Here is a 25,301-nt window from a genome sequence, read left to right as displayed (position 1 = left end):
TGAGCAGGTCCGATACTCGTACATGCCATTGTGGTTATATAGCTGTACAAGTATGTTGAGTTCGTGAGCGCACCTTTTGAGGTTCTGGCTGAGCCGCGGCGGCGGCAGATTCTGGAGTTGCTGCGGCGGCGGCCGCACCTGGTCGGGGAGTTGACCGATGAGCTCGGGCTCAGCCAGCCCGGGGTGTCGAAGCATCTGCGGGCGCTCCGTGAGGCCGGGCTGGTGGACGTCCGGGTGGACGCGCAGCGGCGGTGGTACGAGCTGAGGCTCGGGCCGTTGCGCGAGCTCGACGCCTGGCTGCATCCGTACCGGCTGCTGTGGGATCGCGCTCTGGACGACCTCGAAGACCACCTGGACACGATGCCGGACACCAGTCCGGCGGAAACGGAAGGCTGACGATGGCGAACGAGACCCTGCGAACGATCGAAGGTCGCTCGGTGCTGCGGATGGAGCGCCGGCTCCAGCATTCGGCCGAGAAGGTTTGGCGGGCCCTGACCGAGCCGGAGCAACTCGGTCGTTGGTTCCCGGCCTCGGTCAACCTGCAGCCGCGCATCGGCAGCACCGTCGAGTACCTGATGGACGGTGAGCCGGCAGGCGGCGGTGAGGTGCTCGAGTTCGATCCGCCGCGCGTGTTCGCGATCACCTGGAACGGCGAGGTGCTGCGGTGGGAGCTCCTCCCTGCTGACGGCGGTTGCTTGCTCGTCATGAGCCACACCTTCGACGACCGTTTCGGTGCGGCGAGCTTCGCTTCCGGGTGGACGCTTTGTCTGGACGGGATGGAGATGGTCCTGGACGGCAAGTCGATCGACGTCGAGCCGGACACCGGTTCGCTGCATGACCGCTTCGTGGAGTTGCTCGGGCTGAATCAGGGGTCGGCCGAGCAGACGCCGGGCGGCTGGGGCGTCCGGTTCGAACGGCAGCTGACACGCCCGGCCGAAGTCGTCTGGTCCCATCTGCCCAGCGAGGGCACCGTCATCGAACGGTCTGAGCCGAAGGTTCTCGAGTACGAGCTGTCCGGCGGCGGCAGGGTCCGCTGGGAGCTGACGCAGGGCACTGGTCACGGCGCTCGCTTGATCCTCACCCAGTCCGGTCTGAGCAGTCCGGATGACGGGCTGACGACGTGGCGTCACCGCCTCGACGAGCTTGCAGCTGACCTCCTCAGCACTCCGCCCGCGCAGACGAACGACGGCCCCGGCGAAGGTGGCGCTGCAGATACCCGGTGACCACCACCGTCACCGGTCGTCCCAGTGAGCCGACGCGCTGACCAGATTCAGCACGAGTCGGATGCGACGTCGGGCCTTGAGCTAACAGCCGCGCGGCGGGGTGGGGTTCAGGTGCCAGCCGGTGAGGGTTTGGGTTATGAGGGTCAGGGTGGTGAGGGTTTCCAGGCATTGTTGGGTTGTGGGCACGTCGAGGCCTGCGGTGGTGGCTATGCGGTGGGTGGGGGCGGGGGTGTGCACGGGGACGGCATCAAGGGTTCGTTGGAGGTCGGGGTCGAGGGTGTCGGTGAGGGTTTGGGGGGCTCGGGGCGGTTGGGTCAGGTTGGTGCCGAGGGGAGAGATCGCCTCGATGATGTCGGCGACGTTGGTGGCGAGGACGGCGTTGCGTTCGCGGACGAGGAGGTGGCTGCCGGCGGACATGCGGGACGTGATCGGGCCGGGGACGGCGAGGACCGGGCGCCCGCATTGGTCGGCCCAGCCGGCGGTGTTGAGGGCGCCACTGCGGACGGCGGCTTCGATGACGACGGTGCCTTGGGTGATGGCAGCGATCAGTCGGTTGCGAGCGAGGAAGCGGAGCTTGGTCGGGGCGCAGCCGGGCGGGAGCTCGGCGACGATCAAGCCGTCCTCGGCGATCCGGCTGAAGAGGGCGGAGTTGCGTCTCGGATAGCTGACGTCGACGCCGCAGGCGAGCACCGAGATCGTCACGCCGTCGGCGGCGAGGGCTCCGCGGTGGGCTGCTGCGTCGATGCCGAAGGCGCCGCCGGAGACGATGGTGACGCCGTTGTCGGCGAGGCCGCAGGAAAGCTCGGCGGCCACGTGTTCGCCGTACGACGAGCAGGCGCGGGCGCCGACGACCGCGACGGAGCTGGTCAGGGCGCGGCGGAGGTTCGCGCGGCCACGGACCCAGAGGCCGAACGGCACCCCGGCGCGGCGGGTCAGTTGGCCGGCTTCTTCGAGTACGTCGACCTGCTCCGGCCACTCGTCGTCGCCGGGGATCACGAATCGCGCGCCGGCGGTCGTGGCCCGGTCGAGGTCGCGGTGCGGGTTCGCCGCGGCGAGTCGGGTCGACCAGCGCTCCAGGCCGGGCGCGTTCCGCTGGAGGCGGTCCCAGATCTCCACCGGGTGCAGGCCGTCGAACGCCTTCAACGCCGCGAGGTCTCCCGGCTCGATCACCCGCGACAAGCCCACGCGGGCCAGCCGTTCGTCATCTCCGTTGCCGCCAGCAACTAGCTCCGACCCGCCAGTTCCTTGGCCGGATCCGGAGCCTTCGGCACCGGGCGAGGAACCGCTGTCGGGCACTCGCGTGCCCGCTCCCCCGGCGCCACCTGGCGTGGAGAGCGACTCGGGCAACAGGGCGTAGGTCGGTGTCATTGGGTGGGTCCTTTGAGGGGGCGGTGGTCGGAGAGTGGTGTTAGCGGCTCGCCGGAGCGGAGTTGAAAGGCTTCGTGGGTTTGCTCGACGGTGGGGGCTGGGAGGCCAGCCAGGTCGGCGAGGGTCCAGGTGAGGCGGACGACGCGGTCGAAGCCTCGGGCGGTGAGGCGGCCGGCGGTGTAGTGGTCTTCGAGGAGGCGTTGGCTGGCCTTGTCCAGCGGGTGATCGCGGCGCAGGACGGGGCCGGGGATCTCGCTGTTCAGAGTCCAGGCGGTGTCGCGGTAGCGGTGGAGCTGGCGGTCGCGGGCGGCCTGCACGCGGGCAGCTACGGTCGCGGTCGACTCCGGGGGCTCGCCGTCGGCGACGGTGCGGGCGGCCGGCAGGATCTGGCGCTGGATGTCGAGCCGATCCTTGATCGGGCCACTGATGCGTTGCCGGTAACGCGCGAGGTGCTGCGGCGAACAGCTGCAGATGCCCTCCCTGGTGCCGGAGAGACCGCACGGACACGGGTTGGCGGCCAGGACCAGCATGAAGCGGGCAGGGAACTTGGCGACGGCCACGGCCCGGTGGATCTCGACGAAGCCGGACTCGAGTGGCTGCCGGAGCGTGTCCAGGGTCAGCGGGTGCATCTCAGGCGCTTCGTCGATGAACAGGACGCCGCGGTGCGCGCAGCTGATGGCGCCGGGCCTCAGCATGCCTGAGCCCCCGCCGACCAGGCTGGCCAGGGACGCGGTGTGGTGTGGCGCGATGAACGGCGGACGGAGGACCAACTCGGCATCGTTCGTGAGGAGGCCGGCCAGGGAATGCACGGCGGAGACCTCGAGGGAGTCGTCGGTGCTGAGGTCGGGCATCAGTCCCGCGAGGCGCTCGGCGAGCATCGTCTTGCCGGACCCCGGTGGACCGTGCAGGAACAGATGATGGCCGCCGGCGGCCGCGGCTTCGATCGCGCGGCGACCTTCGCGCTGGCCGATGACGTCGTCGAGATCGACTCCGGGGACCCGGATCAGCGACTCCGAGACCAGGCGCGGCTCGGCGCGCGGCGGGGCCTCGTCGGGGATCTCGGTGCCGCGGAGCAGGGCAAGGACCTGGCGCAGCGAGCGAGCGCCGTACACCTCGATGCCGGGGACCAGGCGGGCCTCGCCGACGTTGAGGTCCGGGACGACGATGCGGTCGAAGCCGGCCCGTGCGGCGGCGAGCGTCATCGCGAGGGCGCCGCGGACCTCGCGGATCCGGCCGTCGAGGCCGAGCTCGCCGATGATCGCCGTGCGGCGGAGCACGCCCGGATCGACCGCGCCGGCCGCGGTGAGGAGCGACAACGCGATGGCCACGTCGTAGTGGGATCCGGTCTTGGGCAGCGTGGCGGGTGAGAGGCCGATGGTCACCTTGCGGTCCGGGAATCGCTCGCCGCTGTTGACCACGGCGGCGCGGACGCGGTCACGGGCCTCGGACAGGGACGTGTCGGGGAGACCGATGAGCGTCGTCTTCGGCAGGCCCTGGGCGATGTCGGCCTCGACCTCGACGAGGTGGCCCTCCAGGCCGACCAGGGCGACCGACCAGGTCTGCGCGAGGGCCATCAGCTCGCTCCCCGCACGTGGTCCACGCTGGGTGGCGTGTTGCGGTCGAACAGGACCGAGATGATGTCGATCCGGATCTCCGCCGGTCTGAGCTCATGCGTCTGCAGCCAGCGGCCGGCCAGCTTCCGGAGAGTAGCCAGCTTCCGGTACGTGATGGACTCCGCCGGAGAGCCGTAGTTCAGCCCGCGCCGGGTCTTCACCTCGCAGACGACGAGGGTGCCGCCTTCGCGCGCGACGATGTCGATCTCGCCGAGCTCGCAGCGCCAGTTGCGCTCGAGCACGGCGAAACCGTGCGTGCTGAGATATCTCGCGGCGAGATCTTCGCCGTACCGTCCGACGGTGTTGCTGGTCCGCATCGATGACCACCTCCGGCAGAGAAGATGCCGGGATCAGGCCTCGGAAACGGACCTCACTTTCCGCCTGTGGACAACCGCCGACCGGTCAGCGACCGAAGTCGGAGTCCTTGGGGACTTCCAGGTCGGACTTGGCGAGTTCTTCGATGTTGACGTCGCGGAAGGTGACGACCTTCGCGTTCTTGACGAAGCGGGCGGAACGGTAGACGTCCCAGACCCACGCGTCGGCCATCGTCACTTCGAAGTACACGTCGCCGCCCTCGGTGCGGACCTTCAGGTCGACGGCGTTGCACAGGTAGAAGCGCCGTTCGGTCTCCACGACATACTTGAAGATCCCGACGACGTCCTTGTACTCCCGATAGAGCTGCAGCTCCATATCGTTCTCGTACTTCTCGAGGTCGTCAGCACTCATCGGCTCTCCACTCCGGCGGGACTGGTCACATTCTGTCCCATAACGGGCTTCAGACTGCGGCGGACATTCTCAAACCGGCGTCGATGTTGCGGGCACGGACCGTATTCGTCCAGTGCGGCCTGGTGTTCGGGGGTGCAGTACCCCTTGTGGATCCCGAACCCGTACTGCGGGTACACCTTGTCCCAGTGCTCCATGACGCGGTCCCGGGTCACCTTCGCGATCACTGACGCGGCAGCGATACAGGCCGCCACGCGGTCGCCCTTCCAGATCGCCAGTCCGGGGACATCGAGGCCGTCGACGCCGAACCCGTCGGTCAGCACGTAGGACGGGCGGACGTCGAGGCGGAACAGCGCCCGCCGGAGCGCCTCCACGTTCGCGACGTGCATGCCGAGCCGGTCGCACTCCGCGGCCTCGATCGACACCACCGACCAGGCCAGGGCGCGCTTGCGGACCTCCTCGTAGCACCGCTCCCGCGCCTTCGCGGTGAGCAGCTTCGAGTCCGCGAGCTCCGGGATCTGGCCGCGCTTGCCCTCGGGCAGGATCACCGCCGCGGCCACCAACGGCCCGGCGCACGGCCCGCGACCCGCCTCGTCGACGCCGGCGATCGGGTCCAGCCCGACGCGGCGCAGGGCCCGCTCGTACCCGTACAGCCCGGCGTCCCGCCGGACCGTGCTCCCGCGCGGCAGCGCGCTCATCCAGCCCTCCGAATCACACATCCCACCCTAGGCACCAGAGCCGGCAGCGGCTCACTTAGGCGGCGGTGTGAGGGATATCGAGGGCTTGTCCGGCGCCGCGCCGGCGGCCGGCACCGCCTTGAACGTGTCCGGTACGCCGAGTTTGCCCCAGCGGCTCGACGGCCAGACGATCATGATCGCCCGCCCGGTGACCTTGTCGAGCGGCACGAACGCCGCGTCGCCCTGGTTGCTGCCGTTCGCGTCGAGGTCCTGCAGGTGGACGCGGGAGTCCCCGGAGGCGGAGCGGTGGTCGCCCATCACGAAGATCCGGCCGGCCGGGACGGTGACCTGGAACTCCATCTGGGACGGGGCGTCGCCCGGATACAGATAGCTGGTCTCGTCGAGCGGCTGGCCGTTCACCAGCAGCCGGCCCTTGGAGTCGCAGCAGGCGACCTTGTCGCCGGGCATGCCGATCAGGCGCTTGATCAGGTGGCCGTGGCTGGAGTCCGGCAGCAGACCCACGATCTCGAAGAACCGGCCGACCGAGCCGCGCTTCTGGCCGCTCTCCTCGGCGCCGAGCCAGCCGCCCGGGTCCTCGAACACGACCACGTCGCCGCGCTTGACGTCGGTGAGCTTCTCGACCACGACCCGGTCACCGACCAGCAGCGTGTTCTCCATCGACTCGCTCGGGATGATGAACATCTGCCCGACGAACGCCCGCAGGATCGAAGAGACGATCAGGGCACCGACCACGATCAGCACGAACTCGCGGGCAGCGGCCGCGAAGCCCGAGCGATGAGCGGATTTGGCGTCCGACTTGGTCGGTGTATCGGTCACTTCTTCAGCCCCGGCTTCTTGAAGGTTTCCGGAGGACGCAGCATCGTCATCCGGTCAGACGGCCAGATTACGCAACAGGCCCGGCCAACCACGTTCTCGACCGGGACGAAGCCCCCACCGGGGCCGCCCATGTGCGCACGGGAGTCGGCCGACTCGGCCCGGTTGTCGCCCATCACCCACAGATGGCCGGCCGGCACCAGCACGTTGAACGGCATTTCCGACGGCTTGGCGTCCTTCAAAAGGTACTCCCGCTCGTCCAGCGGGATGCCGTTCACGGTGATCTGGCCGTCCTTGTTGCAGCAGATCACCCGGTCGCCGGCGATGCCGATCACCCGCTTCACCAGGTGGCCCTCGCCGCTGCGCGGCAGGATGCCGACGAACTCACCGATCCGGCGCACCGTGCCCGGCTGGGCCTGTTCCTCGTTCAGCCAGTTGGCGGGGTCCTTGAAGACGATGATGTCGCCGCGGTCGACATCACGGTGCAGATAGCTGATCTTCTCGGCGAGGATCCGGTCGTCCTTGGTCAGCGTGTCGTACATCGACTCCGACGGGACGTAGAACGCCTCCGCGACGAACAGTCGCAGCACCACGGTGATGACGAGCGCGAGCACCGTGACGGTGCTCATCTCGACGAGCAGGCTGAGCAGCGGATTCCGCTGCTTCAGCCTGCGGTGACGTCCTTTGCTGCGACGTGCCCTCTTCGAGACCGGGCGAGGGCGAGCGCGAGTCGCAGTGCTCGGCGCCATCGGTGACCGTCGTCGCTACGCGGCGTCAGGAAGCCGAAACTTCGCGCTTCTCCTTGATCTTCGCCGCCTTGCCGCGCAGCTCGCGCAGGTAGTACAGCTTGGCGCGGCGGACGTCGCCGCGGGTGACGACCTCGATCTTCTCGACGATCGGGGTGTGCAGCGGGAAGGTCCGCTCGACGCCGACGCCGAAGCTGACCTTGCGGACCGTGAAGGTCTCCTGCAGGCCGCCACCCTGGCGGCGGATCACGACACCCTGGAAGACCTGGACGCGGGACCGGTTGCCCTCGACGACCTTGACGTGCACCTTGACGGTGTCACCGGGGCGGAAGGCGGGGATGTCGTCGCGCTTGCTCGCGTTGTCGAGCTCGTTCAGGACGTTGCTCATCAGGTGTCTCTTTCTCGCGCGTGCCACAGGTCACCCACGAATGTCGGTGGTGATGAAGTCATCAAAAGGCTGCCGGTCGGTGGTCACCCCCTGTGGCAGGAGCACCGAAGGGCAGCAGCAGACAATCTTGCCACACGCCCCACACGGTGACGAAATCCGCGGTCGTCGCATGCGCACTGTGAGCAGCCGGACGTCACTTACGGCGACGCCGCTTGCCGAGCCGCACCAGGTCGACCTTCGGCGTCTGCGCCGCCCGGCTGATCTCCCGGTAGCCCGCCTTCCGGTACAGCGCCAGATTGCGCTCGCTCAGCGCCCCGGTGTTCAGCGTGTACGAGGTGACCTCGGCGGGAGCCAATTGCTCGGCGGCGCGCAGCAGCCGGGCGCCGAGGCCACGCCCCTGCCAGTCCGGGGCCACGATCAGGCGCTCGATCTGCCCCTCGGCGCCGTCGACGAGGAGCTGGACCGAGCCGACGATGCGGGTACCCGCGACAGCCTTGAGGACGGTCCCGCGCTCGAGACGCGCTGCCGTGGCGGCAGGGTCGTCCGTCAGCGGCGGAATCGTGTAGTCGTCGTACAGCCGCGCCTCGGACAGGAAGGCGGCCAGCTGCAACACGTGGATCTCGCCCGCATCGGCCGCGGTGGCCGGCAGGAGGCGGACGCCGCTGGTGTCGTCCTTGTCCGCGAGCACGTCACCCCAGGCCGCGAGCAGGTCGGGCCGGCGTTCCGCAGTACGCCGTACCGCTTCCTCGTGGTGCCAGTCGGCGATCAGGCCGTGGTTCCCGGACAGCAGCACCTCAGGTACGTCGTACCCGCGCCAGCTCGGCGGCTTCGTGTAGACCGGGTACTCGAGCAGGCCGTCGCCAGAGTGCGACTCTTCCGCGAGCGAATCCGGATTGCCGATCACGCCGGGCAGCAGACGCGCCACGGCCTCGACCATGACGAGTACGGCGACCTCGCCGCCGTTCAGGACGTAGTCGCCGATGGAGACCTCGTCGACGCGCATCCGCTCCGCCGCGTACGACGCCACGCGCGCGTCGATGCCCTCGTACCGACCGCACGCGAACGCGAGCCACGGCTCGGCCGCCAGCTCATAGGCCAGCGACTGCGTGAACGGACGCCCGGCCGGGGTCGGCACGATCAGCCGCGGCTGCGCCGGACCGTCGACGGGCGCGACCGCGTCCAGCGCCTGACCCCACGGCTCCGGCTTCATCACCATCCCCGCTCCCCCGCCGTACGGGGTGTCGTCGACGGTGCGATGGCGGTCGTGCGTCCACTCGCGCAGGTCGTGCAGGTGGATGTCCAGCAGACCGCTCTTGGCCGCCTTCCCGACCAGGGACACGTCCAGCGCGGCCAGGTACTCGGGGAAGATCGTGACGACGTCCAGCCGCATGTCAGTCCCCCGGCTCGGTCTGGACCACCTCTGCACCCTCTGGGTCGAGCAGTCCGGGCCGGTCCGCCACGACGACGTACCGCTTGTCGATGTCGATCTCCGGGACCAGCTCCTCGACCATCGGAACCAGCACGAGGTTGCCCGCGGTGCGCCGGATCTCGAGGAGGTCCTGCGACGGCAGGTGCACGACGTCGGTCACCTCGCCGACCTCGGCGCCGTCGGTGGTCCGGACCGCGAGCCCGATCAGGTCGCGGTCGTAGTACTCCTCCGGGTCCTCGGGCCGCTCGTCGTCGGGAACCTCGCACTGCACGAGCAGGTTGCGCAACTGCTCGGCGGCGGTCCGGTCCGGCACCTCGGCGAACTTCACCAGCAGCCGTCCGCTGTGCCAGCGGCTCGCGGCCACGGTCAGCCTCCGGGACACCTTGGCGTCGGTCACCAGGACCGCGCCGTCCGCGAACCGGCGGTCCGGCTCGTCGGTCCGCACGTCGATCCCGACCTCGCCCCTGATCCCGTGCGCCCGGCCGATCCGCCCGACAGTCACCAACACCGCAGTTCCTCTCCCAATACCCTGACAACAACGCCACAGTGTCTCAGGCGCGGCCGCTCCGCGGCGCAGGGGTCAGCACCCGGACGGGTTTCTCCGGGCTCTCTGTGGGACTGCAGTTGACCCACGCGTGCGCCTCACGCCGGGACCGTCAGAGCGCCCCCGGCCGCCGGAGTAGGGAGTGGTGACCTGATCGACCTGGGTCGGCACCGGCACAACCTTCAGTCAAGCAGGCTGTTGATGACGGCGGCTGTGTTGCCGGCGTACACCTCGGTCAGGTCCCGCTTCGGAAGATCGCGGACGCGGGCGGCCAGGCCGAGGAGAGCGTCGTGCAGGTCGGCGGCGTGAACGGGGAGGTTCTCCTCATTCACCTCGGTGGCGTCGACGCCGTCCAGGGTGTCGGCGAGGTACTTCACCACCCGGTGCCGGAGCTCGCCGACTGTCGTGCCTTCGAGCGCGAACGAGATGTGGAACGACGACGACGTCTCGGCGGCCGCGCAGTGCGCATACCCGTAGGGCATGTAGAGGACCTCACCGGTCTCCAGGTCGACGATCTCCTCGTGGACAGGGTCGACCTGCTTCATCCCCGACCACGACCCGGCCGGCGCGGGACCGCCGAGACTCCAGCGCTTGCGACCGGCGACCTGACAGGCGATGACATGCGCCGGATCCCGATGGTACGGCACCATCTTCTGCGCATGCGGCGACAGGAATCCCCACACCTTCACCTTCTTACGGGTGATATCACCGATGGCATCCGCAAGCGCGGTCACGGGCGGGCTCCAGAGCTCCATCCGGTTGAGCTTGAACGCGGCTCCTGCGGCCAGTGCCTCCTCCAGCGGTGCCCTGGCGAAGAAGTTCTCGGGCGGAGCGTGGTTGGAAATGCTCTCGGTGCGCAGGTACGGCGCCTGCGGCACGACTTCGCCATCGATCATGACCGTGAGGTACGGCGGCCTCAGCAGCGGCGTCGCCAGAATCTCGTCTTCCGTCGGCAGGAGGCCGATCAGCCCACTCCCCCGGATCACGGCCGTCTTCTTCCCCCAGACGGAGCCGATCCCACCGTCCGCACCGAGCAGGCGCGCGACCGCTGTCTTCCCGTCGATGGCGTGGCTGATTGTCATGGTGTCGCTCCTGCTTGCTTCTTGGGCGAATCGACCGTCCCGACCTGGCAGCGGAGAACCAGGACGAGGGCCGCGAACATACCGGGGGCGCCACGTCGGCCGGGCGACGTGGCAGTCCGTGACCACCCAGGTGACGCCTTCCTCTGGCGATCAGCTACCAGTGGCATCGGCGCCAGGCTCTTCTGTGGTCCGTGCGAGGTCGGCGATGTGTTCCCACCGTAAGGCGTTCTGGCGGCTCAGCTCCGCGATCCGCTGCAGGCAGTGTGCGGGGAGGGCCTGCATCAGTGCGGCTTCTTGGGTCAACTCCGCCTGCAACCGCAACCAGCTGAGAACAGTTCTCCCGACCTGCGTGTACCGGAGCGACGGATCACGCATCAGGCTGCCGAGCATCGTCCGCAGGTCGCTCGGGTCCAAGGTGGGCGCCGATGGACTCTTCGCGGGCTCCTTCGTGCCGCCTGTCCGGCGGGCGATGGGATCCTCTCCTCGCCTGATCTTCTCCTTCACGTGACGAACCGTCGACGGGGAAATTCCGGCAGCCTTCGCGACCTCTCGCAGCGATGCGTCCGGTCGTCTGGCCAGAATCTCGACGGCCAGTCGTCGGCCCGCCGCCGCGTTGATCGGCCGCACCCTGCCGTCGATGCCGCGCCTGGCGGTCCGGCTGTCTGCTCGCTCGGTGCGCCTGATCGAGGCCACGGTTTTGCCCGACAGGCCGACCTCGCGTCCAACCGCACGATCGGACCATTCGGGTTTGATGGCGATGAGGTGTGCAGCGGCGTCCTTCCGGTCAGCGACTTCGAGCGGCAGGCCGTGTGCGGCATTCGCCCGTATCGCTTGTAGATAGGCGCCGTCCTCGTCGACGTCGACCAGACTGGCAATGATGTCGGCCCGGCCACGAAGCTGCGTCGCGCGCCAGCGATGCAGGCCGTCGATTATTCGCAAGGTATGACGCTGAACGACGATCGGTTCGAATTCGACGTCCAACTCCGCCAACCGCACTGCATATGCCTCGTCCAGACCGGAAGAGCGGAGCATGATTCCCGGGCGAAGACGCTCGAGAGCGATCGTTACATTCGTCGTTTCGTCATCGCCGACAGCCGGTGTCAACGAATTGGGCGGTCGAAACAAGAACTGACACCCCCATCGAATGCTTGGTGTCCGGGTGGCGTGGATCGGGCGGCTCGGACACGTATGCAAATGCTGGTGCACAGACTGACTGCCACGGCCGCCGACATCCATCGACGTACGGCCGTGATATCCGGATTTGATTGATCAGCCAACGATAGATACCGGATCAGAGAGTCACAACCCACAACCCATACACTCCGATTTGTATGGGTTGCCGCGGCGATCTGCTCTTGTGCGACTGCGGAGGATCCGCGCTTGCACGCACACGGCGGCCGCCCGAGATCACGGCCGAGCGAACGCCTGTCGCAGAACGGCGAGCCCCAGGCCGCCGAGGTCCAGCGCCTCGCGGTGGAACGACTTGAGGTCGAATGCTTCGGGTGCCCGTCTGCGTACTGTGTCCCGGACTTCGAGCCAGACACGCTCGCCGAGCTTGTAGGACGCGGCCTGCCCTGGCCATCCGAAGTAACGATCGAGCTCGAACCGACGTGTCTGTGGTGTCATGACCACGTACCGAGCGAGGAAGTCCTCGGCCGTCTGGTAGCTCCACTCGGTCGCACCAGATCCGGCCGGTGGTCGCTTCTGGCAGTGCACACCGATGTCGATGAGCACCCGAGCTGTGCGCAGCGCCTGCGCATTGAGCATCCCGAGTTGGTAGCCGGGATCCTCGAGGAAGCCGAGCTCGTCCATCAGCCGCTCGGCGTACAGCGCCCAGCCCTCCTCGTGCCCCGCGGTCCAGCACAGCATCCGCCGCCAGGAGTTGAGCTCCTCTGAGCGCAGCAGGGCGGTACCTGATTGCAGGTGATGGCCCGGCGCGCCTTCGTGGTAAACGGATGTGAGCTCACGCCAGGTACTGAACCGCCTCTGCCCTTCAGGGACCGACCACCACACGCGTCCGGGCCGGGAGAAGTCGGAGCTGGGAGGCGTGTAGTAGATCATGCCGGTCCGGGTGCCGGCGATACGGCACTCGACAACGCGCAGTTCGGCCGGTATGTCGAAGTGGGAACCGTCCAGGAACTCCAGTGCGGCCTCCGAGCTGTTCTGCATCCACTGGCGCAGTGCGTCGGATCCTTCGACGATGTAGTTCTCGTCGGATTCGAGGGCGGCCATCGCTTCCGCGGCAGATATTCCGAACGAGGCGCGGGCAAGTCGGCCGGCTCGCTGGGTGATCGCCCGCAGCTCGTCCAGGGCCCACTCGTAGGCCTCGTCGACATCGACCGCGTCACCGAGAAAGTCCGCGGACAGGAGCTGGTACCGCTCCCGTCCACAAGCATCAAAACTGTTTGCTAGCGGCAACAGCTCCTTCTCCAGGCGATCGGCGACGTCCTCGTAGCCACGGGCTGCCGTGGAGCAGGCCGTGGCCAAGGTCGGATGCTGGCTCGCCAGCGTGCGGAAGTAGCCACCAGGTGCGGCGAAGCTCCGTGCTTGGCCTGCACATGCCCGCAGTTGCCGTTCCGAGGTACGCACGCCGCGCTCGAACGCCAACGCGATCCCGTCCGCCCAGCGATCGAGTGCCTGCGGCACCGCGTTCAGACGCGCCCCCACAGCTGCGCGGTCCGCGGCGTCGGCCGTTGGCATCAGGTCCAGGACGGTGCGGAACTCCTGCAGCGGGGAGATTGCGACGTTGATGTTGAGCAGATCCAGACCCGTCTCGTGCTTGGCGAGTTCCAGGCCGAGGCGCTCCCGCAACGTCGCCGCCGTGATGACATCGACTTCGTCCGATGGCTCGGCCCCGGACAGTTCCCGCATCGTCTGTGCGGCGAGCGTGGCCCGCGCGGTCAGTCCGTCGGGCGACAGGTCGTCGAGACCGTCAGCATCGTCCGGATATCCGAGATATGTCGCCGAGATCGGGCTGAGCCGCAGGAACGCCCGAAAGAATCGTTCGGCGATCCCGTCGATCACGGTCGGCGGGCGATGGATCTTGTGGTCGTCACGTGTATTCATGCTGACAGTCAAGAAGATGTCGGCAGAACTGGCCATAGTGGTCGCGGTGATCGCATCACAAACACAGCATCGTGGATCTGGCAAGCATGTTGACGGCGCCTGTTTTTCCTTGTGAACAAGGTGATCTGACACTTGTTGTGGGTGGCGCAGGCCGGGGTTACGCTCGCCGGGCCGACCACCCGGCGGCAGAATCGGCCGACCTTCGGCCGGAGAGGAGAAACAATGTACGAGCAGATCGAGCAAGCCGCGCAGCAGCCTGAGTTCGGAGTCGCGCCGCAGAACCACCCTGCGGTGATGTTGTCCTTCGTCTGGGACACGACACAGCCGATCGAGGCGAAGGCCGACAAGGAGGACTGACTCCTCGTCAGTGACACGCGCCTTTCGGGTGGGGGCCGGTCGTGTCCTCACCCGAAAGGGGTATCCGTCAGCAGACCCCGGGACAAGGAGATCCATGAAGACGTGGGGACAGTTCGCGACCGAGGAACCGGAGTCAGCGGAACTCGGAAGAAAAGTACTGGGACATTACGGGATCGCCTACCTGGGCACGCTCCGGGCCGACGGGACACCGCGGATCACACCGGTCTCACCGGTGATCGTCGGCGACGGGCTGTACCTGGGCATCATGCCGAGGTCGCCCAAGTGTCTCGATCTCGAGCGTGATCCCAGGTGCACCATCCACGGGCTACCCGGCCCGAACGACGCCGAGTTCTGCGTCACCGGGACCGTCGTGCGCCTCGACCCCGACCAGGTGGAGAAGCTGATCCGGGATGCTCCGCCGCACGTTCGGATCGCCCGCGATACGAAGCTGTACGAGCTACGGCTCGCGTCGGCCGGCCGGACCTACTTTCGCGATCCCGGCGACGGAGCCCGTCCGGAGCCGGCTCGGAGCCGGTGGCAAGCGGAGAGCGACGCCAGGTGACCACGCGCCATCCCAGATTCGTCCGGGCCAAGGTCGTGGCCGCCCCGAATGGGACCTCGCTGCTCTACACGCCGCGGAAGACGAGTTTCCGGATCGCGCTGGCCAACGACGAGTTGCGGGCACTGCTCGAGAAGTGCGACGGACTCCGCGCGTTCAACGAGGTTGCGGCCGGCCACCCCGATCCTGAACTGGTGGTGGATCTCCTCGACCGGCTCATGGCAGAGGGGTGCCTGACCACCTCGGAGTCTGACGATGTAGCCGATCGGGTGCGCTTTCCGTCTGGTGCGGGATTGGAAAGGGTGCTCTCTCCTGATCGTCCACGCGCCGTCGCGGTGCTCGGGGACGGCGCCCTCGCAGGCCACGTTCACAGTCTGCTCGTGGGCGGAGCCCTGCCTGCCGGCTACGGCGTTCGATCGGTGGTCCGGCCGGATGACGTCGAGGCCGACGAGTTGTTGCTGGTCGTTCTGGACGACTTCGATCACTCGCTCGTCTCGTCGGTCGACCAGATCGCCGGTAGGCGGCGACAGTACTGGTCGGCATTGTGGTTCGACTTCGAGCGCGGCTGGTTCGGTCCCCATGTGGTGGCTGGCGAAACACCTTCGTACGCCGATCTCGTCGCGCGGCGAACGGCAGCGGCACGGGAGCCTACGGCTGTTACTGCGCGAACAGCCGCCGGGGACCGTGACCGGTGTTACCTGCCGCCGATCTCCGAGCAGATGTGGCTGGCGTCGATCTTCGTGGCCGACATCGGTCGTCTGCTGACCGATGTCAAGCCGCTCGCATGGTGGCACCAGGTGGAGCTCGATCCCGTAGATTTCACCGTTGCCAGGCACCCCGTCCTGCCGCTTCCCGACCGTGCCGCCGAACGGTCCTGCCGGAACGAGGGATGGCTCACCGAGGACACACAGGAGCTCCTCGTCGACGAACACACCGGCATCGTGACGCGACTGGACACCGCAACCTTGTCGGCGGCTGTCGCCGCTCCGACGTGGCCGTCGTCTGTGGAGTCAGGAAAGCTGATCACAACGACCGCGGCAGGGTGCGACGTCAGCCGCGTTGGGCCGTGGCACAACGACCCGGTCGGCGGCGGTAGTTCGTTCACCGATCCCCGGGCCGCCGCACAGGCAGCCGTCGGAGAGATCATCGAGCGCTACTGCGGCAACGTCATCCAGGAGAGCCTCCTGCGCAGAGCGTCCTACTCCGACCTCGTCTCGGACGGCGAGCACGCCGTGGATCCGGAGGGCATCACGCTCTTCTCGCAGTCGCAGTACGCTCAGCCGGGGTTCCCGTTCCATCCGCTGACTCGCGATCAGCAACTGCACTGGGTCGCAGGATGGTCCGATACCGATCGGCGGCCGGCATGGTTACCCGCCAGCCTCACGTACATCAACTGGTACAACACCGGTTGGGGAGCGGGCGACAAGCCGGTCAACGGTACCTACTTCGCCGGGGTTGCGGCCGGACCCTCACTGGAATTCGCGATCGACTCAGGCTTGACCGAGATCATCGAGCGTCACGCCACGATGGTCTGGTGGCTCAACCGCCAACCCCTGTCGAAGCTGCGAGCAACACCGCTGCTCCGCAGTGCCTGGCGTGCCAACAACAAGCACGGCCGATTGCGTGGCTGGCTCCTCGACGTGGAGAACGAGTTCGGCTACCCCGTTGTCGCGGGTGTCGTGGAAGACCAGGAAACCGCTGTGATGACCATCGGCTTCGCCGCAAGAGCAGACCCGGAACAGGCTGCCCTCAAGGCATGGGCAGAAGGGCTGATACTTCAGGACATCAGCGCGGACCTGCTCCGTCCGGACAACGACTACGTACGGATCACAGCCAAGGGGCGACTCCCGGACCAGGGTCTGAAGCGTTGGCGTGCGGACAGGAACTATCTTGACGATTACAGGGCCGACTTCCGCGATGTCATCACGCTGATCTGCCAGGCACAGGTCTTCCTGGATCCGCGAGCCGGCGCGAGCGTCCGGGGTTGGGTGGACACCGATTCGGAGAAGCTCGTCAGCGACGTCGTCCGGCCGAACCGCTCCGTCTCGAGCCTGCAGGAGGTCGTGGAGGCAGCCGGCTACGACGTGTTCCACGCGGATCTGACCACACCTGACATCCGTGCTGCCGGCATGACGGTGGCCCGCGCGTTCGTGCCTGGAACGGTCGGGAACTTCCCAGCGGCATTTCCGTTCCTCGGCAGACGCGTCGCTCAAGAAGCAGCTGTCCGGCTGGGGTGGCGCTCTCGGCCACTCGCGGAGGAAGAGCTCACGATGATCCCGATTCCGCACGCGTGACGCCTCTTGAGGCCAGGACGATCCACGGCTGCCTCAGTCGATCGTATGGCGCCACACGATCGGCCGGAGAATCAGTGGGAGGGTGCACAACATTCCAGCCGCTCCGATGATCAGCACGGTTCGCAAGCCGACCAGGTCGCCGAGGGCTCCGCCCAGTGCACCAGCGATCACGATCATGAGCGACATCAGGAATTGTGAGCTCCCGAGGACGCGGCCACGCTGCCGGTCGTCGATGCGGGTCTGGAAGACCGTTCGGCTGGCGACGCCGTACAGCGTGGTTCCGATGACGAACATGCTTTCCGCCACCAGCAGGAGCACGCCGGCCTGGAGATGAGGCCCGGACACGGCCGCCAGGACGGCTGCCGCGCCGACGACGACCAGTTGCCCGATGACCACGACAGGCCCGGTGCCGAGCCGTCGGTCCAGTCGGCCCACCATGGTTGCAGCGAGGAAGCTGGACACACCTGACAACGTCAGAACCAGCCCGATCGCGGACGAGGAAAGCCCCGCGTTCTGGATCAAGAACAGGAACAGGATGGCGGTCTGGATTCGCGCGAACAGTGTCAATGACGCGTAGGAGAGCGTGAAGGAACGGACCGTCTTGTCGCGCCACAGAACCCGGAAACCGGCGACGGTCTCGGACCAGAATGACCGGAGTACTTGGCGGTCGCGCAATCGCTCGTCGCGATTCTCCGGCCGCGGCTCCTCGGAGCGGATCCGACGGAGCAGCAACGCCGAGCAGACGAAGCTGGCGATGTCGACGGTCAGCGCATTGGCGGCGCCGATCAACCCTGCGAGCCAGCCTCCGAGTCCGGGGCCACTGATGTATGCCACCGAGCCGGTTGCCTGGGCCTTTCCGTTCGCGTCGGCCAACTGCCTGGCCGGAACGATCTGTGGGAGGTACGCCTGACTCGCGACGTCGAACAACTGATTCATGACCGCGAGGCCTGCGCCAACGACGACAAGAGCCTCGAAAGACAGCACGTCCCAATACGCCCCGGCCGGCACGGCGACCAGCAGTACCGCACGACCGACGTCGAGCCCGATCATCAGGCGACGCCGATCGACACGGTCCACGATGACACCGACGAAAGGCCCGACGATCAACGCCGGAAGTGTCGACATCGACGCCAGGAGGCCGAGCTGCAACGCCTTCAGATGCAGATCGAGGACGGCGACGAGTGGCAGCGCGATCTGTGTGACCGCCGTACCCAGATCAGAGATCGACTGGGCGGCCCACAGCTTCCGGAAGTCGCGATGCCGCCACAGACTCTCTCGCGTGCCTTCTTCCCTCACATCGTCGGTGTGGGTCACGCGGGCGACCAGCCGTGCGTCGGGTGCCAGAATCCCGGGTTCGGCAGCTGGTCCTCGGGAGTGAATCCGATGCCCATGTTGACGGCTGTCTCGTGTCCATCGTCCGAGATCGGAGTCCGGGCGTGCACGACATGAGCGGCGTCGAAGAGAATAACCTCCCCCGGCTCGAGTTGGAGGGTCACGGGGCCTTGCGGTCCGTGGGCGAAGAGCAACAGGGCGGAGCGGCGCTCATCGGCATAGTCGTGCTCGAGCATGATGATCACGTTGAGGCCGAACTGATCGGTGTCCAGATGCGGTGTGACATGACTGTGCGGAATGTCGTAGTAGCGGTAGTTCGCTTTCCCGCTACGCGTGACGGGCTGCGAATGAGTGACGACGAAGTCGAGCAGCTCGGACGACTCGCACAAGCTGGTCCCAACGGTACCCAGTTCAGCGAAATGCTGCTCCCTGATCTTCTCCGCGCCGGCGCGCTGCTGTTGAGCTTCCTGCCGGAGGTGACTCAACAAGTCGTCGGTCAGCCAGTCGGGCCGCCCAAGAAAGTACACGCCGTCGTCCGCCCCGATCGGGCGATGTTTGCGGGTATCGACGGGTTGCTTGATCGCAGCGACCATATCGTCCATGACCTCCGTCGTATCGAATAAGCAGGGCGGGCTCGTCGGAAGACACCGAACATCTCATCGGCGCATCACAGCGAGATGCTGGTTGTTGGACGCTACGTGAGCGGGGGTCAGGTGTCCATCGGTGAGAAATGCACACGAAGGAGGCCGATTGGCGGGCGTCCGAGCAATGCAGGGTTTGAAAGAATTCAGGCTTGCTGATCGAGGGTGGCGCGAAGTACGACGCTCTGCTCGATGAAGCCGAGTTGGTTGTAGAATGCGCGGGCGGGCCGGTTGGCGGCGTAGGCGGTGACGGAGACGGCCGCGGCGTCCTGGGATCGGGCCCACGTCGTGAAGTGGCTGATCATGGCTTGGCCCATTCCAGTGGAGCGAACAGGTTCGTCGACGTAAAGACTGCGGATATCGGCAGTACGACGGCCGAAACGGGTTGGCGACGGAGCTGTCAGGTAACCAACCAGATGTCCGCCGATCCTTCCGTTCTGCCGTGCGACCAGGACGAGCGCCGACTCGTTGTTCATGAGGCGGATGAAGTCTTCTCGCGCATGGTGGTCCGGCCAACTGATGTCGACCAGTGCGTCGTGAGTACCGGCATCCTCGGCGAAAAGGTGGGTCTCAAGTCGGACCAAGTCGTCGAGATCGCTCGCGGCCGCGACATCGACGCGAATGCTGGGGTTGTCGGGCATCCGGTCATGCTACCCAGCGTGCCTGTGAGGGCACGCGATGTGCGGCGCCGTCGATGAGCCGGCCTGGGTCGAGTTCGCCGGCGCCACCCAGCTCGTACAGGTCCGGCGGACCGTGACAGCCGGCACACTCGAGCCGGCTCGGCGCCGTACTACCCGGCCGGAGCACGCGACTCACGGATGCCGAAGTCGCGGCCGCCGCGACCCGAAACAGCACAAAGGCCGCGGCCCCGGGGGGACGCGGCCTTTGCGTGAGTCGGGTCAGCGCCGGGGGCGCTTGTTGAACTCGTCGACGAAGTCGATGCGCAGCGAGGACTCGGAGCTGAGGGCGCCGACGACGGTGCGGATCGCGGTGGCGGTGCGGCCGTTGCGGCCGATCACCTTGCCGATGTCGTCGGGGTGAACGTGCACCTCGAGGGTGCGGCCACGCCGCAGGTTCCGGGCCCGGACGCTGACGTCGTCGGGGTTGTCCACGATGCCTCGGACCAGGTGCTCGAGCGCCTCGGTCTCCATCATCGTCAGGCCTCGGTGGTCTCGGCCGCAGCCTCGTCGGCCTTCGGCTCCTCGGCCTTCGCCTCGTCAGCCTTGGGGGCCTCGGCGGCGTCGTCCTTCTTCTCGGCCTTCTTCGCGGTCTTCTTGGCGGTGACCGCCTCGGTCTTCAGCGAGCCGTGGGCCTCGGCCAGTGCCTCGTTGAAGATCTCCTGCTTGTCGCGCTTCGGCTCGGCGACCCGCAGCGGCGCCGGGGCGTCCTGGCCCTTGAACTTCTGCCAGTCGCCGGTGGCCTTGAAGATCGCCTCGACGGCCTCGCTCGGCTGCGCGCCGACGCCCAGCCAGTACTGCGCCCGCTCCGACTCGACGCGGATGAACGAGGGCTCGGTCTTCGGGTTGTAGATCCCGATCTCCTCGATCGCCCGGCCGTCCCGCTTGGTGCGGGCGTCCATCACGACGATGCGGTAGTGCGGGGTGCGCTTCTTGCCGATGCGCTTCAAACGGATCTTGACTGCCACTTTCGGGTGGTCTCCCTTGGAATTACAGACTGGGTGAGCAGCACAGCGTCGTGGGGACAACGGAGTGAGACTCGATGGGCCGGCCGGGCCGTGGAGTTAGAGGGCTGCACGAACCAGGACGGACTCAGCAGGCCATTGTGCCAGATTCCGCACCGCTCGGACCAATCGGCCTCACGCGCGCAGGTACGCCAGGTTCGGCAACTGCTCGACGTACGTGTCGAGCAGGTGCCGGGCCACCGTCACGGAGTCGACCAGCGGATGGTAGGCGAACGCTTTCAGCGCGGCCGAGCGGGACGCCGCGGTCGCCGCTTCGATGGTGGACCGCTCGACCGCCTTCACCGCGCTGATCAGGCCCGCCTGGTGGTCCGTGAGCTGGGACACCGCGACCGGCAGCGCCCCGTTGGCGTCCACGGTGCACGGGATCTCGACCACGGCGTCGTCGTCGAGGTGGTGCAGGACGCCGCGGTTGCGGACGTTCAGGATCAGCGAGGCGCGCTCGTTGTGCGCGATCGCCCGCATCAGCGACAGCGCGACCTGCTCGTACCCGCCGGCCGCCATGTCGCGCTCGTCGCGCTCCCCCGCGTCCGCGACCTCACGGCTCTCCACCATGTACGTCGACTCGCGCTCGGCCCGGGTCTTCTGCCACAGCTCCAGCGCCTGGTCCGGATGCTTGCCGGTCTCGGCGTAGAACGCGGACTGCTGCTCCAGCAGGAAGGTGCCGCGCGTCTGCCGGACCCCCTGGACGGCGGCCAGCGTCTCGCGCGCGAAGTAGTAATAGTGCAGGTACTCGTTCGGAATCGAGCCGAGCGATCGCAGCCAGTCCGCTCCAAACAGCCGGCCCTCCTCGAAGGAGCTCAGAGCATCGGACGACTGCAGCAGGTCGGGGAGCCGGTCCACACCGCCGGACCGCAGCCCGCGCAGCCAGCCGAGGTGATTGAGCCCTGCGTAGTCGTAGAACGCGGTCGACGGGTCCACTCCGAGCGCCAGCGCCGCGCGCCGGCCCAGGCCCGACGGCGAGTCGCAGATACCGATCACCCGATCGCCCAGGAACGGGATCATGGCTTCGGTCACCATGCCGGCGGGGTTGGTGAAGTTGATCGTCCAGGCGTCCGGGGCGACGGCCGCGATGCGCTGGGCGATCTGGACCGCGACCGGGAGCGTGCGCAGGCCGTAGGCGATACCGCCGGCGCCGACCGTCTCCTGGCCGAGCACGCCGAGGTCCAGCGCGACGCGCTCGTCCACGGTCCGGCCTTCGAGGCCGCCGACCCGGATCGCCGAGAAGATGAAGTCGGCGCCACGCAGGGCCTCGTCGAGGTCCGTCGTCGCCGTCACGACCGGCGCGTCGGCGGTGTCTGCTGCTTGCTGGCGGAGGACGGCCGCGATGGCAGACAGCCGGGACGAGTCGGTGTCGTACAGGACCACCGACGTGATGCGGCCGGGGCCGCGGTCGCCCAGGAGGGCGTGGTAGACGAGCGGAACCCGGAAGCCGCCCCCGCCCAGAATCGTCAGCTTCACGCGAGGACCACCTCTACTCCTGCTTCGGTCAGTTGGGCACGGGTCGCCTCGTCGGCGTCGGGCTCGGTCACCACCATGGTCAGCTCCCCCGGCTCGCACACCCGGGCGACTCCGTGGCCCGGGAACTTCGTGCGGTCGGCGAGCAGGACGACGCGGTCCGCGGCGTTGATCATCGCCCGTTTGACCGGCACCTCGATCATCGTGCTGTCCATCACCCGGCCGTCCGGACGGACGCCGCTGGTGCCCAGGAACAGCCAGTCGACGTGGATCTGCCGCAGGCTCTCCTCGGTCAGGTAGCCGACCAGCGACCGGTAGCTGCGGCGCACGAACCCGCCCAGCACGATCAGCTCGATCTGCTCGTCGTTCTGCAATTCCTCCAGTACGGCGAGGTTGCTGGTCACCACGGTCAGCGAGCGGCCGTGCAGGTGCTGCGCGACCCGGAGTGCCGTCGTGCCGATGTCGAGCAGCACTGACTCGCCGTCGGCGACCAACTCGGCGGCGCGGCGCGCGATCCGGTCCTTCTCCTCGGCGTGCACGGCGTTGACGTCGGCGAACGGCTCGTCGCCGCCGTCGACCGCCAGCGCACCGCCGTACACCCGGGTGAGGCGGCCCTCGGCGTGCAGCTGCTCGAGGTCGCGCCGGATGGTGGCCTCGCTGACGCCGAGCTTCCCGGCCAGCACCTTGACGCCCCCGGCCCCGTCGGCCCGGAGCGCACGAACGATCTGATCCTGTCGCTGCTTCGGCAACACAGAGAGACCGTATCACGCAAACTCAATCATTTTTAGTCAAAGTTGTGATCAGGTATTGCGGATCTTGAGCAAGAGTTTCAAGATTCATGAACGAGTTTGATCGACCCTGCAGGAGTGTGGCCTCCCATGCACGAACTGGACGTTGTGGTGTCCGGTCTGGTCTTCCAGGACCTGGTGCTCGGCCTGCCCACTCCACCGCGTCCCGGCACCGAGGTCTGGGCCACCGAGTCGCACGAGAGCCCCGGCGGCATCGCGAACTTCGCGGTGGCGCTCGCCCGGCTCGGGCTGCGCACCGGCATGGCCGCGGCGTTCGGTGCGGACGCCACGGGTGACCAGGTCTGGGGCTACCTGAGCGCCGAGGGCATCGATCTGTCACTCTCCCGCAGACTCGCCGGCTGGCAGACGCCGCTCACCGTGGCCCTTGCCTATGACAACGACCGGGCACTGGTCACGAGGGGCACGTCACCCCTGCTGTCGGCCGACGAGCTGATCACCACGCCGCCGGCTGCCCGAGCCGTCGCCGCGCACATCGGACCCTGGCCGAACGATTGGCTGGCGAAGGCGAAGGCGGCCGGCAGCGTGGTGTTCGCCGATGTCGGCTGGGACCCGACCGAGCAGTGGGACCCGGACGTCCTCGACCAGCTCCAGCACTGCGACGTGTTCCTGCCCAACGCCGACGAGGCCATGGCCTACACGCGGACCGACTCGCCGGAGCAGGCCCTGCGCCGGCTGGCGGAGCGGGTTCCGCTGGTGGTCGTGTCCAACGGCGCGGCGGGCGCCATCGCTCTCGACGCGAGTACCGGCGAGCACGTCGCCGTACCGGCGTTTCCGGTCCCGGCGGCGGACAGCACCGGGGCGGGTGACGTGTTCGCCGCCGGTTTCATCGCCGCCACGCTCTGGGGACTGCCGCTGGCGCAGCAGGTGCGGTTCGCCGCGCTCACCGCCGCACTCTCCGTCACCCGGCTCGGCGGCGCGGACGCCGCACCGCGCTGGGCCGACCTCGCGGACTGGCAGGCCGCGCACCCCGAAGACCAGAACCTCCAAGCGCTGATCAGCGCACACTCAGGAAGGTAGAACCATGGAGCTCTCACGTCGGACGCTGCTCGGGGGCTTCACGGCCGTGCTCGGCGGCAGCCTCGTCGGCTGTTCGTCCGGGATGAACACCACCGGTACGACGGCCAAGAAGAACACCACCACCGAGCTGACGATGTGGTGCTGGCCGGGAGGCCTCGGCAAGTCGGTGCTGGACGACACGATCGCGCACTTCCCGGACCCGAAGATCAAGTACTCCGAGATCGGCGGCGACTTCAAGCAGAAGCTGGTCACCACGTTCAACGGCGGCACCGGGATCCCGGACATCACCGGCATCAAGGGCGAGGACATCGCCTCGCTGCTGCCGCAGGCCGACCGCTTCGTCGACCTGAAGACCGTCGGCGCGGACTCGGTCCTCGGCGACTACCTGGAGTGGAAGGTCAACCAGGCGACCACCCTCGACGGCAAGGTGATCGGCCTGCCGATCGACGTCGGCCCGACCGCGCTGTACTACCGCGAGGACATCTTCGCCGCGGCCGGCCTGCCGAGCGACCCTGCCCAGGTGGCCGCACAGCTGAAGACCTGGGACGACTTCTTCAACGCCGGGGTCCAACTGAAGGCGAAGAACCCGAAGGCGCTGCTGGTCTGGGACGCGACCGACCTCTACGACATGGTCGTCGGCCAGGGCACCGAGCGGTACATCTCCAAGGACAACAAGTTCATCGGCGACCAGGACCACATCCGGAAGGCCTGGGACACCTCGGTCAAGGCGATGACGCTGAAGATCGACGGCAAGACCCCGAGCGGCAGCCCGGACTGGAACGCCGGCCTCGACCAGGGCACGGTCCCCGCGCACATCGGCGCCGCCTGGGTGGCGCTGGACATCAAGTCCGCGGTGAAGTCCAGCGCCGGCAAGTGGCGGCTGGCGGCGACGCCGAGCGGCCCGGCGAACTTCGGCGGCTCGTTCCTCGCGATCACCAAGAACGCGGCCGATCCGCAGAAGGCGTTCGACGTGATCAAGTACATGCTCAGCCCCGACAACGAGGCCAAGGCGTTCGCCGACGCGCAGATCTTCCCGTCGACGCCGGCGGCCTACGACAAGCCCCAGCTCAAGGCGGCCGACAAGTTCTTCGGCGGCCAGGTCCCGATCGACGTGTTCGGCCCGGCCGCGAAGGCGATCCCGGTCGCGTACCAGAGCCCGTACGACGACTCGGTCGCGGCGCCCTTCCACGACGAGCTGAAGACGGTGCAGACCGGCGCCAAGACCTCGGAGGCGGCGTGGTCGGCCGCGGTCTCGAAGGCGAAGGCGATCGCCAAACGACAGGGAGTGCAGTGACTCTACCGATGCCACGCCTCCGGCGCGGCGGGTCATGGGGCTGTAACTCCCGTCCTTCCCTCGTCGCTCCGGTCGCTGTGCTGAATGCCGCGACTCCGTCGCGGCGGGTCCCGGGGCTGGAACTCCCGGTCTTCCCTCGTCGCTCCGG

27 protein-coding genes are annotated in these 25,301 nt (G+C 67.7%); 7 read left to right on the top strand and 20 right to left on the bottom strand.

Translation table 11 applies throughout. From position 1 onward, the window contains the following. Positions 1-63: 63 nt before the first annotated feature. Both ACWEOO_RS12565 and ACWEOO_RS12560 read left to right on the top strand, forming a co-directional pair. Complete coding sequence (locus tag ACWEOO_RS12565; protein ID WP_452143041.1) at positions 64-396, top strand: ArsR/SmtB family transcription factor; 333 nt, start codon at positions 64-66, stop codon at positions 394-396. 2 nt (positions 397-398) lie between these two features. Continuing rightward, entirely contained in the window at positions 399-1,223 is an 825-nt protein-coding gene (locus ACWEOO_RS12560; RefSeq protein ID WP_452143040.1) for an SRPBCC family protein, read from the top strand. 81 nt (positions 1,224-1,304) lie between these two features. Here ACWEOO_RS12560 and dprA read toward each other — a convergent pair whose 3' ends face one another. The 13 genes from dprA to ACWEOO_RS12495 all read right to left on the bottom strand — a co-directional run bounded on the left by dprA (position 1,305) and on the right by ACWEOO_RS12495 (position 13,936). Beyond that, positions 1,305-2,408: a DNA-processing protein DprA gene (dprA, locus tag ACWEOO_RS12555; protein ID WP_452143039.1), complete on the bottom strand. Its 1,104-nt coding sequence runs from the start codon at positions 2,406-2,408 to the stop codon at positions 1,305-1,307. A gap of 179 nt (positions 2,409-2,587) precedes the next feature. After that, positions 2,588-4,165 carry a YifB family Mg chelatase-like AAA ATPase gene (locus tag ACWEOO_RS12550; RefSeq protein ID WP_452143038.1) on the bottom strand — a complete coding sequence of 526 codons (1,578 nt, stop codon included), beginning with the start codon at positions 4,163-4,165 and terminating at the stop codon, positions 2,588-2,590. Further along, a complete protein-coding gene (locus tag ACWEOO_RS12545; protein ID WP_359930802.1) occupies positions 4,165-4,521 on the bottom strand; it encodes a YraN family protein in 357 nt (118 codons plus the stop codon). Before ACWEOO_RS12545 ends, ACWEOO_RS12550 begins: the two co-directional genes overlap by 1 nt. Before the next feature lie 85 nt (positions 4,522-4,606). Then, positions 4,607-4,930 carry a DUF2469 domain-containing protein gene (locus ACWEOO_RS12540; protein ID WP_452143037.1) on the bottom strand — a complete coding sequence of 108 codons (324 nt, stop codon included), beginning with the start codon at positions 4,928-4,930 and terminating at the stop codon, positions 4,607-4,609. Beyond that, the gene (locus ACWEOO_RS12535) at positions 4,927-5,625 is read right to left on the bottom strand and encodes a ribonuclease HII (RefSeq protein ID WP_452143036.1); all 699 of its coding nucleotides are present in this window, start codon (positions 5,623-5,625) and stop codon (positions 4,927-4,929) included. Before ACWEOO_RS12535 ends, ACWEOO_RS12540 begins: the two co-directional genes overlap by 4 nt. A 51-nt stretch (positions 5,626-5,676) precedes the next feature. Beyond that, a complete protein-coding gene (gene lepB / locus ACWEOO_RS12530) occupies positions 5,677-6,441 on the bottom strand; it encodes a signal peptidase I (protein WP_452143035.1) in 765 nt (254 codons plus the stop codon). Further along, positions 6,438-7,067 (bottom strand): signal peptidase I, encoded by a 630-nt coding sequence (lepB, locus tag ACWEOO_RS12525; protein ID WP_452143034.1) that lies wholly within the window; start codon positions 7,065-7,067, stop codon positions 6,438-6,440. Before lepB (ACWEOO_RS12525) ends, lepB (ACWEOO_RS12530) begins: the two co-directional genes overlap by 4 nt. A gap of 145 nt (positions 7,068-7,212) precedes the next feature. After that, entirely contained in the window at positions 7,213-7,572 is a 360-nt protein-coding gene (rplS, locus tag ACWEOO_RS12520; protein ID WP_452143033.1) for a 50S ribosomal protein L19, read from the bottom strand. Positions 7,573-7,765: 193 nt separating this feature from the next. After that, entirely contained in the window at positions 7,766-8,962 is a 1,197-nt protein-coding gene (trmD, locus tag ACWEOO_RS12515) for a tRNA (guanosine(37)-N1)-methyltransferase TrmD (RefSeq protein WP_452143032.1), read from the bottom strand. 1 nt (position 8,963) lies between these two features. After that, complete coding sequence (rimM, locus tag ACWEOO_RS12510; protein ID WP_452143031.1) at positions 8,964-9,509, bottom strand: ribosome maturation factor RimM; 546 nt, start codon at positions 9,507-9,509, stop codon at positions 8,964-8,966. Between the two features lie 218 nt (positions 9,510-9,727). After that, on the bottom strand, positions 9,728-10,627 hold the full coding sequence (locus ACWEOO_RS12505; RefSeq protein WP_452143030.1) for a JmjC domain-containing protein: 900 nt from the start codon (positions 10,625-10,627) through the stop codon (positions 9,728-9,730). Positions 10,628-10,777: 150 nt separating this feature from the next. Next, on the bottom strand, positions 10,778-11,617 hold the full coding sequence (locus ACWEOO_RS12500; protein ID WP_452143029.1) for a hypothetical protein: 840 nt from the start codon (positions 11,615-11,617) through the stop codon (positions 10,778-10,780). 417 nt (positions 11,618-12,034) lie between these two features. Then, a complete protein-coding gene (locus ACWEOO_RS12495; RefSeq protein WP_452143028.1) occupies positions 12,035-13,936 on the bottom strand; it encodes a DUF885 domain-containing protein in 1,902 nt (633 codons plus the stop codon). On the opposite strand from ACWEOO_RS12495, the gene ACWEOO_RS12490 reads away from it, so the two are divergent. The 3 genes from ACWEOO_RS12490 (at position 13,916) to ACWEOO_RS12480 (ending at position 16,903) form a co-directional block, all read left to right on the top strand. Beyond that, positions 13,916-14,050: a hypothetical protein gene (locus ACWEOO_RS12490; protein ID WP_452143027.1), complete on the top strand. Its 135-nt coding sequence runs from the start codon at positions 13,916-13,918 to the stop codon at positions 14,048-14,050. The genes ACWEOO_RS12495 and ACWEOO_RS12490 overlap by 21 nt on opposite strands. Positions 14,051-14,144: 94 nt before the next feature. Then, positions 14,145-14,612: a pyridoxamine 5'-phosphate oxidase family protein gene (locus tag ACWEOO_RS12485; RefSeq protein ID WP_452143026.1), complete on the top strand. Its 468-nt coding sequence runs from the start codon at positions 14,145-14,147 to the stop codon at positions 14,610-14,612. Positions 14,613-14,725: 113 nt separating this feature from the next. Then, the gene (locus ACWEOO_RS12480) at positions 14,726-16,903 is read left to right on the top strand and encodes a YcaO-like family protein (RefSeq protein ID WP_452143025.1); all 2,178 of its coding nucleotides are present in this window, start codon (positions 14,726-14,728) and stop codon (positions 16,901-16,903) included. Between the two features lie 33 nt (positions 16,904-16,936). Here the strand turns inward: ACWEOO_RS12480 and ACWEOO_RS12475 are convergent, their stop codons facing one another. The 7 genes from ACWEOO_RS12475 to ACWEOO_RS12445 form a co-directional block, all read right to left on the bottom strand. Continuing rightward, positions 16,937-18,217, bottom strand: a complete 1,281-nt coding sequence (locus ACWEOO_RS12475; RefSeq protein ID WP_452143024.1) for an MFS transporter — start codon at positions 18,215-18,217, stop codon at positions 16,937-16,939. Then, complete coding sequence (locus ACWEOO_RS12470; protein ID WP_452143023.1) at positions 18,214-18,837, bottom strand: hypothetical protein; 624 nt, start codon at positions 18,835-18,837, stop codon at positions 18,214-18,216. Before ACWEOO_RS12470 ends, ACWEOO_RS12475 begins: the two co-directional genes overlap by 4 nt. Positions 18,838-19,022: 185 nt before the next feature. After that, the gene (locus tag ACWEOO_RS12465; RefSeq protein ID WP_452143022.1) at positions 19,023-19,517 is read right to left on the bottom strand and encodes an N-acetyltransferase family protein; all 495 of its coding nucleotides are present in this window, start codon (positions 19,515-19,517) and stop codon (positions 19,023-19,025) included. A gap of 258 nt (positions 19,518-19,775) precedes the next feature. After that, positions 19,776-20,027, bottom strand: a complete 252-nt coding sequence (locus tag ACWEOO_RS12460) for an RNA-binding protein (protein WP_452143086.1) — start codon at positions 20,025-20,027, stop codon at positions 19,776-19,778. A 5-nt stretch (positions 20,028-20,032) separates the two neighbouring features. Continuing rightward, entirely contained in the window at positions 20,033-20,521 is a 489-nt protein-coding gene (gene rpsP / locus ACWEOO_RS12455) for a 30S ribosomal protein S16 (RefSeq protein ID WP_355483573.1), read from the bottom strand. Positions 20,522-20,692: 171 nt separating this feature from the next. Continuing rightward, positions 20,693-22,036, bottom strand: a complete 1,344-nt coding sequence (locus ACWEOO_RS12450) for a 6-phospho-beta-glucosidase (protein WP_452143021.1) — start codon at positions 22,034-22,036, stop codon at positions 20,693-20,695. Then, a complete protein-coding gene (locus tag ACWEOO_RS12445) occupies positions 22,033-22,785 on the bottom strand; it encodes a DeoR/GlpR family DNA-binding transcription regulator (RefSeq protein WP_359930783.1) in 753 nt (250 codons plus the stop codon). The genes ACWEOO_RS12450 and ACWEOO_RS12445 overlap by 4 nt, the downstream gene beginning before the upstream one ends. Before the next feature lie 126 nt (positions 22,786-22,911). Between ACWEOO_RS12445 and ACWEOO_RS12440 the strand changes: the two genes are divergently transcribed. Both ACWEOO_RS12440 and ACWEOO_RS12435 read left to right on the top strand, forming a co-directional pair. Then, entirely contained in the window at positions 22,912-23,859 is a 948-nt protein-coding gene (locus ACWEOO_RS12440) for a carbohydrate kinase family protein (protein ID WP_452143020.1), read from the top strand. Between the two features lie 4 nt (positions 23,860-23,863). After that, positions 23,864-25,153 carry an ABC transporter substrate-binding protein gene (locus ACWEOO_RS12435; RefSeq protein WP_452143019.1) on the top strand — a complete coding sequence of 430 codons (1,290 nt, stop codon included), beginning with the start codon at positions 23,864-23,866 and terminating at the stop codon, positions 25,151-25,153. Positions 25,154-25,301 lie beyond the last annotated feature (148 nt).

The sequence above is a fragment of the Kribbella sp. NPDC004138 genome, assembly GCF_053603655.1.
Note: the sequence above shows the minus strand (reverse complement) of the source record. Positions and strands in the feature narration are given on the sequence as shown.